The 12,103-nt window shown below is 36.0% G+C and carries 10 protein-coding genes; 6 read left to right on the top strand and 4 right to left on the bottom strand.

Annotated elements, in window-relative coordinates; translation table 11 throughout:
- Window positions 1-174: 174 nt before the first annotated feature.
- Together JZO71_RS06590 and JZO71_RS06585 are read right to left on the bottom strand one after the other, a co-directional pair.
- Window positions 175-2,487: a cation-translocating P-type ATPase gene (locus JZO71_RS06590; RefSeq protein ID WP_206898858.1), complete on the bottom strand. Its 2,313-nt coding sequence runs from the start codon at window positions 2,485-2,487 to the stop codon at window positions 175-177.
- Window positions 2,488-2,666: 179 nt separating this feature from the next.
- Window positions 2,667-3,299, bottom strand: coding sequence for a lysozyme family protein (locus JZO71_RS06585; protein ID WP_206898741.1), 633 nt, complete (start codon window positions 3,297-3,299; stop codon window positions 2,667-2,669).
- A 212-nt stretch (window positions 3,300-3,511) separates the two neighbouring features.
- On the opposite strand from JZO71_RS06585, the gene JZO71_RS06580 reads away from it, so the two are divergent.
- Together JZO71_RS06580 and mprF are read left to right on the top strand one after the other, a co-directional pair.
- The gene (locus JZO71_RS06580) at window positions 3,512-4,228 is read left to right on the top strand and encodes an alpha/beta fold hydrolase (protein WP_206898740.1); all 717 of its coding nucleotides are present in this window, start codon (window positions 3,512-3,514) and stop codon (window positions 4,226-4,228) included.
- A 12-nt stretch (window positions 4,229-4,240) separates the two neighbouring features.
- Window positions 4,241-6,835 carry a bifunctional lysylphosphatidylglycerol flippase/synthetase MprF gene (gene mprF / locus JZO71_RS06575; protein ID WP_206898857.1) on the top strand — a complete coding sequence of 865 codons (2,595 nt, stop codon included), beginning with the start codon at window positions 4,241-4,243 and terminating at the stop codon, window positions 6,833-6,835.
- Window positions 6,836-6,905: 70 nt separating this feature from the next.
- On the opposite strand, the gene tuf is transcribed toward mprF, so the two are convergent.
- Window positions 6,906-8,093, bottom strand: coding sequence for an elongation factor Tu (gene tuf / locus JZO71_RS06570; protein ID WP_206898739.1), 1,188 nt, complete (start codon window positions 8,091-8,093; stop codon window positions 6,906-6,908).
- Between the two features lie 291 nt (window positions 8,094-8,384).
- Between tuf and JZO71_RS06565 the strand changes: the two genes are divergently transcribed.
- Window positions 8,385-8,738: a YxeA family protein gene (locus JZO71_RS06565; RefSeq protein WP_206898738.1), complete on the top strand. Its 354-nt coding sequence runs from the start codon at window positions 8,385-8,387 to the stop codon at window positions 8,736-8,738.
- A gap of 85 nt (window positions 8,739-8,823) precedes the next feature.
- On the opposite strand, the gene JZO71_RS06560 is transcribed toward JZO71_RS06565, so the two are convergent.
- Window positions 8,824-9,828 carry a nucleoid-associated protein gene (locus tag JZO71_RS06560; RefSeq protein ID WP_206898737.1) on the bottom strand — a complete coding sequence of 335 codons (1,005 nt, stop codon included), beginning with the start codon at window positions 9,826-9,828 and terminating at the stop codon, window positions 8,824-8,826.
- A 175-nt stretch (window positions 9,829-10,003) separates the two neighbouring features.
- Between JZO71_RS06560 and JZO71_RS06555 the strand changes: the two genes are divergently transcribed.
- The 3 genes from JZO71_RS06555 (at window position 10,004) to JZO71_RS06545 (ending at window position 12,082) form a co-directional block, all read left to right on the top strand.
- Window positions 10,004-10,855, top strand: coding sequence for an aldo/keto reductase (locus JZO71_RS06555; protein WP_206898736.1), 852 nt, complete (start codon window positions 10,004-10,006; stop codon window positions 10,853-10,855).
- Window positions 10,856-10,871: 16 nt separating this feature from the next.
- On the top strand, window positions 10,872-11,117 hold the full coding sequence (locus tag JZO71_RS06550; RefSeq protein ID WP_206898735.1) for a hypothetical protein: 246 nt from the start codon (window positions 10,872-10,874) through the stop codon (window positions 11,115-11,117).
- 248 nt (window positions 11,118-11,365) lie between these two features.
- Window positions 11,366-12,082: a hypothetical protein gene (locus tag JZO71_RS06545; protein ID WP_206898734.1), complete on the top strand. Its 717-nt coding sequence runs from the start codon at window positions 11,366-11,368 to the stop codon at window positions 12,080-12,082.
- Window positions 12,083-12,103 lie beyond the last annotated feature (21 nt).

The raw sequence follows: 12,103 nt of genomic DNA, 5'->3' as shown, positions 1-12,103 counted from the left end.
ACCCCCTCATTTGTATACTCCATAAAAATCGAGTAAATCTATCAGGAGAATAACCGGTAAAAAATCGCACCAACCGAAATCAGCGCGATTTTAAAGGACACAATTATACATGTTTGATTGTATCATATTCCTGTTCTTTTTCAAGTATAACGTTCTAACAAGTTAATGAATCATTTAAGCAAACTTATTCAAAAGCTTTTCTTGAATATTAGCACGCCAATACGCTAGACGAAGAACAATATTTATTACCATGAACCCGACGAATAAACCAAGTTGATTTCCCACGCCTAAGTTTACTTCTAAAATGCCATGGAAAAGCATCGCTGCCACATAGATTCCAACAATCGTCGTTACAGCTAAGAAAATTCGTAATGGATTGAAAGGATAACATGCTTTAATTACAGCTAAACAACTAATTCCGATCAATAAATAATACATCAATGTTGTCGTTTCGCCACTTGACCAATCCAATCGTTGTCCCAACAGATAAACCGTCACAACATTTAAAACAACTAAAATTGCATTTGGTAACGCATTGATAAGCGCTGTTGGCAAGTAGCGATAATTCACTTTTCGTTTATCTTGCTCAAAAGATAAGAAGAATGACGGATACCCTTCGATAGCTAAATCAATTAGTGTGATTTGAATTGGAATGAAGGGGAATCCCACTGCTGTAATCGCACATAAGATAGACAAAATAAAAGAATAAATTGTTTTGATAAAGAAAATTCCCGAAACTTTAGTCACATTGTTAACCACTCGGCGGCCTTCAAACAAAACTTCTGGCAATGTGGTGAAATCTGAATCAAGTAAAACCAAGTTAGCAATCTGACGAGTTGCCCCATCTCCTTCTGCCATTGCAATACTACAATCAGCTTCACGAAGTGCTAATACATCATTTACGCCATCACCTGTCATCGCAACTGTTCGGCCACTTTCTTTTAACTCATTGACAAGAGTTTTCTTTTGCTGAGGACTTACTCGACCAAAAACTGTATAGTCATGTGCGGCTTGTCGAACATCTTCCTCGTTCATTAAATCTGAAAGATCAATATATGCATCGTAGTTAGGTAGGCCCGCACGTCGCGCAATATTAGAAACAGTAAAAGGATTATCACCAGAGATAACTTTTAGATCCACCCCTTCTTCATGTAAGTAGGTCAATGTTTCTGGTGCATTTTTCCGAATAGGGTCGTCAATTTCAAATAAAGCAATGGGCTCAATGCCAGTTGGTTTATCCTCAGATAATTTCTGATTAGGTGCAACACCTAACATCAAGACACGATAACCATTTGCTTGTGCAGACATTAATCGTTCTGGCAACTGACTTTGTGGAACTAATCGTTCTGGTGCCCCAACGTACACTACACCTAATTCAGGGAATTCCATTGCCCCCCATTTTCGATCAGAAGAAAATGCTAAGACGTCTTCTACCTGATAGCGATTGGAAATAGCAAAATAATTACGTAACGCTTGCATCGTCACATTATTATCATTACTTTCTGCTAAATAAGTCCCAATAATTTCTGGAATTGCTTTTTCGTAACGTTTATCTAATGCTTCTACATGTTGGATACTCATTTTTCCTTCCGTGATTGTTCCTGTTTTATCCAAACAAAGTGTGTCGACATGAGCTAATGTTTCAATTGCGTACATGTCTTGAACAAGTATCCGTTTTTTTGCTAACTTTGTAACTCCAGTTGTCAAAGCAATACTGATTAATAAAACCAATCCTTTTGGCAACATTCCTAGTAACGCAGCAGCTGAAGCAACAACTGATAATTTGATTGACGCATCTCTAATGAATAATGCTTGTAAGAATAAAATAATCCCTAATGGAATAATGACAAAACTGGTAAACTTTGATACTTTTCTGATTGAGTCAACTAATTCAGATTGAATTTTTTTATGTTTTTTAGCTTCGCTCGTTAAACGAACTGCATAGTTGTCTGCCCCAACCCGAATCACTTTTGCAAAGACTGAACCACTTGTTAAGAAACTACCAGAAAGTAATTCTGCTCCAGCTTCCTTAACGATTAGATCTGATTCGCCCGTCAATAAAGCCTCATTTGCTTCTGCTCGGCCACTCAGCACTTCCAAATCTGCAGGAATCTGTTCTCCTGCACCAATTTTCACTAAATCATCCAGCACAAGCTCTTTTGTCGAAATCGCTTGCTCTTTTCCCTCTCGTACAACCGTTACTTCAGATTGAGAAACAATCGACAACTTTCTAACAAGATTTCTTGCATGAATCTCTTGATAGATTCCGATAACGATATTCATGACAATGATTGCGATATAAGCCATATTGGAGTAAGCACCAACCATAAGTAGGCAGACTCCAATCCCAAAGTTCAGAAAATTGAATAATGTCAGAATGTTATCGCTGAAAATTTGTCTAGTTGTTTTTGAAGCATCTTCTTGATAGTCATTTTGCTGACCTAAAGCCAGCTTTTGCCTAACTTCTTCCTGTGTTAGACCCATCATTTTTTTATTTTCCATTTTTCGCCAACTTTCAAAAATAATCACGTCTTTAAGTCTAGCGGTTTCCTGACTTAAAAACAACTTGTTTTTAAGGTTTAAACAGATTCTCCACTAAAAAAATAAAGTCTGTTTCTCAAATTTGTCTAAATAAAAATTCAGACAGATAATGCTTTCATCTTTACTTAATTAACTATCTTTTCGTACGCTTGGATTATTTTTTCATTCATCATCACAATATCTGCATAGAACATATTTCCTCCATTATGATAAAGATAGCCACCATTGTACAAAACAGATTGGACTCGCCAATAGCGATATTGTGTCTGTTCTTCATTTCCTAACAATGGACTCAAAATTGTTTTAGAATATTTTTCAGCTAATTCAACCGTATTTTCACCACCGTTTTCTTTTACGTACGCAATATAATCCTTGCCAAAATTATACGCTTGGATAGCGGTTGCTAAATCACATCCCTGTTTTTTAGCTTCCGCGATCATTTCTGCCAGATAGCTCACACCTTGATTGATACTTTCTTGCTGACTATCAATCACGTTCGCTTCACCATGCGCACTTTCAGAACTCTGCATCAAATCTTTCCCAGAACCTTTTGATTCCGTCAAAATAATCGCTTTGATTAACGTTTCGTCATTTTCCATTTGGTATTTTTGTGTAGCTTCTGTTATTTCTGTTTGATAAGCTTCTACTTTTTTTACAGATTGGTACGTCCGATTAGCAAAAAAGATTGCGCCTCCAACGAGCACGAGTAGTATCGTAAAAAAGAAAGCTTTCCCTATTGAAAATCTTTTTTTCTTCATCATACATCACCTAGTTATTTAGACATCTTTTTTTATCTTACTATTTCTTTTCAAGATTCGCCATTTCTTATTTGTTTTCTGTAAATTACTTAATAAAAAATGAAATTTTTCCATAAAAATTTGTCAACTTACAAAATTGATCGATAAGTTTCAAGAAAAACAATTGTCTAAAAACAGAAAAAATCGTTATACTTTAAACAGTAGGTGATAATGTGAAAAAAGAAAAGAAATATGCAAAAATGGCAGACGGCAGTCAAATCTATTATGAAAAAAGTGGTAGTGGATTCCCTCTTTTTTTACTTCACGGTAATGGAGGTAATGGAACTTTTTTTTCACAACAAGTTCCACTCTTTGAACAACATTTCACAGTTTATTTAATTGATAGTCGTGGTCAAGGACATTCAACCAACGAATCAGCTAATTTGAGCTTCAATTTAATGGCAGAAGACTTAGCGATGATTTTAGCTTTGGAAAATATTCGACAAGTGGATATTTTAGGATTTAGCGATGGTGCTAATTTAGCTTTGGTTTTCGCAAGTACGTATCCAAAAAATGTTCATCGTTTGATTTTAAATTCCGGAAATACCTTAGTTCAGGGTGTCCGCCTACTTCCATTGGTTGGTAGCTATCTTCACTATGGCATAATTTGGATTGCTTCCTTGTTTTGGCCAAAATTACGAAAAAAATTAGCAGTGATTTCTTTACTGTTACATAATGTTGGTTTGACTGAAACACAATTAAGCAAAATTATTTGTCCGACATTGATTTTAGTTGGGAAAAAAGATGTGATTAAGCTTAAGCACTCGCTTTTCTTAGCAAAAACTTTGCCTAATGCTTCCTTTGTACTTGTAAAAGGAAGTGGCCATCAATTAGCACGCCAGGATCCACAACGATTCAATCAAGAAGTACTCAATTTTTTAGAAGAATAGTAGGTGATTTATGTGTTAAAAACAGCCCTTCAATGGTTTAAGAATCATTTAGGACTATTTAAAACAATTTTTTTAATTTCTGTTGTTGTGATTATTTTTGGAGAACTCTTATCAATCGGTAAAACTTTGTCTGTCGATCAGCTAGCTCAAACTTTCTCCAATATTCCGATTTGGAAAACATTTTTGATGTTCATCATTGGGTTACTTTGTGTCGCACCAATGATTGGTTATGATGTAATCTTAAATCGTTTATTAGGTCAAAAATTATCGTGGAGCTATTTACTCGAAACTAGTTGGTTGATCAATACGATTAACAATGTAGCAGGCTTTGGTGGTTTTGTAAGTATCGGTCTTCGTTCAGAACTTTATGGGCAGAAAAAAGATGGAAAAAAAGTCATGCAGGCCCTCTCGAAAATTTTCTTATTTTTGATGGCAGGACTCTCTATCTATAGTTTGTTGTCATTTTTGCTGGTGCTTTTTACCCCTGTTACTCCCTTCATCAAACAATATTGGATTTGGTTAATTGGTGGTGGGCTCTATTTCCCGGTTGTCTTGTTAGTCACTACCTTAAAAAAAGAAGGATACTTGGGTGGTTTGACTTGGAAATTGCGTGGGCAACTACTTCTTGTTTCTATTTTAGAATGGACAGGTGTGCTGCTCAGTTTTCTTTCGGTCGGTTTTTTAATGGAGATTCCGATTGATTTATGGCAGACAATTCCTTTATTTATTGCGGCATCTGTGATTGGGATCGTGTCGATGATCCCCGGTGAGATTGGAAGTTTTGACGTAATGATGATTCTCGGGTTATCAGCAATCGGGATTCCTCGTGAAATTGTAGTGGTCTGGATTTTACTCTTTCGGATTTTTTATTACTTTATTCCATTTTTATTAGGTATCGTCTTTTTCTTCAAAAATATTGGTGCCTCTTTCAATCAGCGATATTCTGGTATCCCTAGACAATTGGCGACAGAAATTGCGCACAAAATTGTTGTTGTTTTACTTTATTTTTCTGGAATCATGCTCGTCTTATCAGCTACAATTCCACAAGCCTTTTCGGAGTTTCATTGGCTGCACACATTGAACCCACTTAAGTTCCACTTTATCGTGCAATTTCCAAGCATTATTTTAGGTTTCTTACTATTAATTATGGGACGCGGAATTGCTGCACGAGTCACTCGTGCCTATTTACCAACAATTATCATTGTAGGTCTTGCATTAATGTACGTTATCCTTGGCGATTTCACCTTAACTGGATCAATTTTCTTGACCTTATTATTAGTAATCATCATTGCTTCAAAAAATGAACTCTTTCGAGAACAACTAGTTTATTCTTGGGAATGGTTAACCGTCGACGGCTTGATAATTGGCACTTTGACTATTTTATATCTAGTAATTGGCGTCTATAACCTGCCAACATTTCCACATCGGAAGCATCACTTTATTTCATTCTTTTTATTTCCATCTGAAAAAATTTGGCTCTCTGGTTTCTTAGCAATTGTTACCGTTAGTTTAATCATGATCCTCTTTGTTCATTTCTTACAAGGGAAAAAGAAATTAGTTGGTGAAGTTTTTGATGAAGAAAAAGCAACAGCTGTGTTGGCTAATTATGGAGGAAATTCCGATAGTCAACTGATTTTCTTGAAAGATAAACGGATGTTCACTTACGAATCAAATGGTGAGCCAACTGTGTTATTGCAGTTTGCTTCCCATAATAATAAATGTGTTGTTATGGGGGATCCTTCTGGGAAAAAAGAAGACTTTCCAAAAGCAATTGAAGCATTTATCACAGAAGCAGATCGTCTTGGCTACTTACCTGTTTTTTATGAGTCAAGTGAAGAACTTGTAATGATTCTCCATGACGTAGGCTATGATTTTATCAAAATGGGAGAAGAAGCGTACGTTGAGCTACCTGAATTCACTACTTCTGGGAAAAAAATGAAGGGAACTCGGGCAGTCATTAACAGAATCGAACGGGATGGCTACACATTTGAAGTCCTCTCTCCTCCATTTTCAGCGGAACAAATGCAAACATTTAAACAAATTTCCGATAACTGGCTTGGTAGTCGCAAAGAAAAAGGGTTTTCGCTAGGATTTTTTGCTGAAGATTATCTCCAACGTGGACCTATTGCTGTTGTCCGAAATTCGGAACAAGAAATCGTTGCCTTTGCGAATATTATGCCAACTTATACGGATAACAAAGTTGGAACAATCGATTTGATGCGTTATGATCCAAAAAAGGCGCCTTCTGGTAGCATGGATTTCTTATTCATCCACTTGTTCAATCATATGAAAGAACAGGGGGTTCAATGGTTCAACTTAGGAATGGCTCCTCTTTCGAATGTGGGCACGTCGAGAAAAAGTTTTCTTCAAGAACGAATTGCTTACTTGGTTTATGAATTTGGTTCCCATTTTTATTCTTTCCACGGATTGCGTGAATACAAAGAAAAATATGCAACACATTGGACCCCTCGATATACGCTTTATTCTCGAGACAGTTGGATTGCGTATGTCATGATTGCGTTACTGATTATCGACAATGCCCCTGTTGAAAAAAATGGGAAAATGAGCCCTTTACAAAAAGGATTTAAAAAATGGTTTAAAAAATAGCAAAAAAAGGATTCCAGAAATCATTTCTGGAATCCTTTTTAGTTGTAATCAAATTGTTTTCTGAAGGTTTTTATGCTTCGATTTCAGTAACGATACCTGAACCAACAGTACGTCCACCTTCACGAATTGAGAATGTCGTACCATTTTCAATTGCGACTGGATGAATCAATTCTACGTCGATTGTTACGTTATCGCCAGGCATAACCATTTCTGTACCTTCTGGCAATACGATTGTACCTGTTACGTCCGTTGTACGGAAGTAGAATTGTGGGCGGTAGTTATTGAAGAATGGTGTGTGACGTCCGCCTTCTTCTTTTGTTAATACATAAACTTCTGCCTTGAATTTTGTATGTGGTGTGATTGAACCTGGTTTAGCAATTACTTGTCCACGTTCGATATCTTCACGTTGGATCCCACGTAGTAATACACCTACGTTATCTCCTGCTTCACCATAATCAAGTGTTTTACGGAACATTTCAACACCTGTAACAACTGCTTTTTGAGTTTCTGGTTTGATACCAACGATTTCAATTTCATCACCAACGCGAACGGCACCGCGGTCGATACGACCTGATGCAACCGTACCACGACCAGTAATAGAGAAGACATCTTCCACTGGTAATAATAATGGTTTTTCAGTATCACGTTCTGGAGTTGGAATATATTCGTCAACTGTATCCATCAATTCCATGATTGCAGCTTCAGCATCTGGATCACCTTGTAAAGCTTTCAAAGCTGAACCTTTGATTACAGGTGTATCATCGCCTGGGAATCCATATTCACTTAATAGTTCACGAACTTCCATTTCAACTAAGTCGATTAATTCTTCATCGTCAACTAAATCTGTTTTGTTTAAGAAAACGATTAGATATTTAACGCCAACTTGACGGGATAACAAAATGTGTTCACGAGTTTGAGGCATTGGGCCATCAGTAGCAGATACTACTAAGATTGCACCATCCATTTGAGCTGCACCGGTAATCATATTTTTAACGTAATCCGCATGTCCTGGTGCATCAATATGTGCGTAGTGACGTTTGTCTGTTTCATACTCTACGTGTGCTGTATTAATTGTAATTCCACGTTCACGTTCTTCAGGAGCTGCATCGATACTTGCATAGTCTTGAGGATTTGCTAGGCCTTTTTTCCCTAATACTGTTGTGATTGCAGCAGTTAAAGTGGTTTTACCATGATCGACGTGTCCAATGGTACCAATGTTAACGTGTGGTTTACTTCTGTCATAATGTTCTTTTGCCATAATTTACAAACCTCCTAAATAATATAGATCACTGAACTTTCAGCTCTCACGTTTTTATTATAGTCCTTTTTTTATAAAATAAAAACGAATATGTCCTCCTTACTTTTTGTAAGGTTGGAACAATGATTATTATACGTCAAAATTGGTCAAAGTCAACTACGAACACTTTCCTTCACATTCACTTTTCCAATGCCCTTTTTTGTATACTTTTTTATAAATAAAACTAGTTTGAGAAGATTCAATAGACGAATCATAATTTTTCAGGAATAATAGAGAACAGAGGTGAAAAATATGAAAAAAATAATTGGACTAGTTGCCCTACTCGCTGTCTTTATTGGTGGAAGTATGTTCGCTTATAATTATTTTTATGGTGGCGAAACTTACTATACTGAAATTACTACAAATGGGGAAAAGCATACTGAACTCTCTGATAACGGAGAATCTTATACCACCTATACGTATAAACAAAATGCTTACAATAAAAACGGAGAAGCCAAACGAGTTACTTTAAATGAAGCGCGAGAACGTCCTTTAAAACTAAATGCTTATTTAAAACTTAAGGTCAATCCACGTAAAGGCGTCATGAGTTGGGAAGAAGTCAAAGAAACTGATATTCCTAAAGAAGCTTTAGAAAAAATGGAGTAACGTCTCATGGTCTTGAAATAAAAAGCAGTTCAGATATATCTGAACTGCTTTTTATTTCCGCTATCGTGGATCGATCTAACTTTCCTTATAGTCGATTCAAAACTTCGTCGACATTCTTGATCATGACAGAAATCGTTCCATCTGGATTGTTCACAAATTCGATCAAATCTGGATTACGATAAACGTCTACTGGAACAATCAATTCAATTCCATTAGATAACTTGAATTTTTGTTTGCCAAATTTTTTCTCTGAGATTTCTTGTACTTCTTTCACGGGAATTGCTTCTGGAACAAAACCATGCTCTTGTACCTCTTCTTTAAAAGCCATCTTAGCAGAGATATTTTCTTTGAATACTTTTTCAGCAATCATTTCGTGATCAAGACGACCTTTTTCTTCGATGGTATCGTAAACAGCTTCTTTCAGGTCTGCAACCATATCAAACTCTTCCGTCTCAAATTTCTTACCTATTTGTTTCGCCACTTTTTGGATTACTTTGACATTTTGTTCCAACGAAGGTGCTGGTACACTTTCGATTACTTTTTCTGAGAAATACCACTCTTTTTTTCCAGAAAATTCATATTTTTTTTCCAAGAGTTCATAAGATAACTCCCGCAGATTGACTGCAATTGCTTCATCAGCTTTTTGGGATTTAGAGCCTAAAATTGCACGATTCAAGATCAATTTATTTTCAATCCCCGTTTCATCTGCATCAACAAAATGAGTATATGCTTCACGATAGTTTACTTTTAATAATGCTACATATAGTTCTGTATCTACTTCATACATCACAACAAATACATCAGCGCTTGGTGCTTCTTCACTTTCTTGATAAATTTCATACCAGCGCGTTACGATTTCTTCACTTGCTACAATAAAATCCTCAGAAAAATGTTGGATACTTTTAGCAAATTGGCTGTCTTCTGCCAAATGTCCCGTTTTAGTTTGCGCAGAAGAAATTTTTTGAATTTTTTTTTGTAAAAAATCACGAATGAAGTCCTTCGTTAAGTCTAATTCTTTTTGTGAAAAAACAGGTGAACCTGTTTCGCGATCAATAATATGCAAGATTGCCTTCTTTAAATAAATATCCATGTGCTCATTCCCTTCTTTTCTAGTTTACTGAAAAAATAAAAAAAAGCTAGCATCACCAAAAAGATTTTTCTCCATATTTTTTTCCTTTTTCTCTAGAAAAATCAAAGCACGATGCCTTACTTTTTGTAAAAAATGCGCTAAACTAGAGAAAGAAAAGAGAAATGGAGATGTGAATATGGAAAACTTAACAAGCACGTATCGTTTAGCAAATGGTTATGAAATCCCAGTCGTTGGTTTTGGTACATGGCAAACACCGGATGGCGATGTAGCTGTTGCCTCCGTAAAAGAAGCATTAGCAGCTGGTTACCGTCATATTGATACAGCACAGGGCTATAAAAATGAAGAAAGTGTTGGTCAAGCAATCAAAGAAAGTGGTATTCCTAGAGAAGAAATTTTCTTAACAACAAAATTGTGGAATACCAATCATAGCTATGATCTAGTAATGTCTTCTTTTGAAGAGTCTTTAGAAAAACTACAAACAGACTATCTTGATCTTTTTCTTATTCACTGGCCAAATCCAGTCACCTTCCGTGAAAACTGGGAAGAAGCAAATGCTGAAACTTGGCGTGCTTTTGAAGAGTTATACGAAGCAGGAAAAATCAAAGCAATTGGTGTAAGTAATTTCTTGCCTCATCATTTAGATGCTTTAGCCAAAACAGCAAACATCATGCCAATGGTGAATCAAATTTTCTTAGCACCTGGTGAACTACAACCTGCAGTCGTTGACTATGCACGAAAACATAACATGATTCTTGAAGCTTACAGTCCTTTAGGAACAGGAAAAATCTTTGATGTTCCTGAAATGCAAGTAATTGCTGAAGCACATGGAAAAACAATTGCACAGATCTCGTTACGCTGGTCTTTACAACATGGCTTTTTACCTTTACCTAAATCGGTCACACCAAGTCGAATCAAAGAAAACACAGAATTATTTGACTTTGAATTGACTGAAACAGAAATGGCACAAATCGATTCGTTAAATGGCGTCGTGGGGAAAGCTAAAAATCCTGATACAACTGAATTTTAATTTAGTAGGTGAACGTATGAACCCTATCCAAAGATTAGAAGAATTACCCGCAGAGATTCTTCAAACATTTCATCCAGATTTTATCTTTTTGATTGAATCAGATAAAATCCAACATTTTCCAGCCAGAAATATGTCACATAATCAAAAAATCCAAGAAGTCAAAAAACGCTTGGATCATTCGCTGATGGTGACTTACTGGAAAGATCATGAAATTATTTACTCGCCAGAACTAAACGTTTTTGCGGTACTACCAAAAGAGTAAAGAAAGCTTGGACAAAAAATTGTCCAAGCTTTCTTTTTTGACCATTTCTCTTCTTCTCTTATTTTTTAAGAAAACTTTTTTATTGGTTTTTCCACTTAAACTTAAAAAAACCAAAAATTTTCGACAAAAATGAACGATTATTGGACCATTATGCGTACTTACGTAAGTTTTTTCCTTTAAATCCTTTTCAATTGGCAAAATTTTTCTTATAATCGATAAGGTATGAGTGAAGGAGAGAAATCAAAAATATGAAGAAAAAACAAAAACAAAAATTATTAAATCAATTTCGTCCCTCTTTAGATGGAATTAGAACTCAACTATTCAATTCATTAGAAGAAGAAAGTTTGCGTCGTTACGGCTTACCTTTACAAGTAATGCTTGATCCAAAAAATCGTCAGATCTTAACAATCGGGTTGGCTGGAAATTCAAATGAATCCACCCGTATCAATGTACCTATTGATGATAACTTTACGAGCGTGTTGAAACGTATTCGTTCTGGCGAAAAAGATATCTTCGAACGTTTTCGTGATAACCTATTGATCGAAATCGTTTCTTATTGGAACGATCAACGAATGAAAAATAATGAACCAACTGCTGAAGTTGTTTCAACGCCAGTGGCTCCTGTTACTGAAGCAAAAGAAGAAACAACAGAAAAATCAGTTGCGGCTGAAGAAGTCAACGTAGAGCCTGTCACTGAAGAAGCACCAGCAACTACTTCTGACTTGACCTTTGATCAGTTTACAGCGGCTGTTGCAGAATACCCAAAATTTTATGTCGAAAAAACGGCAGACACTGCAATCATCTTTGAAAAAACAGCAGATGAACCACGTCAACTAGCTGAGGTCTCAATGACTACTGAAAATGAATTTACAGTTGAAAAAGCACTTGAAAGAAAATATAAAGTGAAATTAACGCTTGTACCATTGATTGAACAATTTGCGGCAATGCCAATCGCTAACCGCTAATCAAAAAGGGACTGTGACAAT

It is taken from the genome of Candidatus Enterococcus courvalinii (assembly GCF_017315945.1).
Lineage (GTDB): Bacteria > Bacillota > Bacilli > Lactobacillales > Enterococcaceae > Enterococcus_B > Enterococcus_B courvalinii.
The sequence above is the reverse complement of the archived record's forward strand: the minus strand, read 5'-3'. Positions and strand labels throughout refer to the sequence as shown.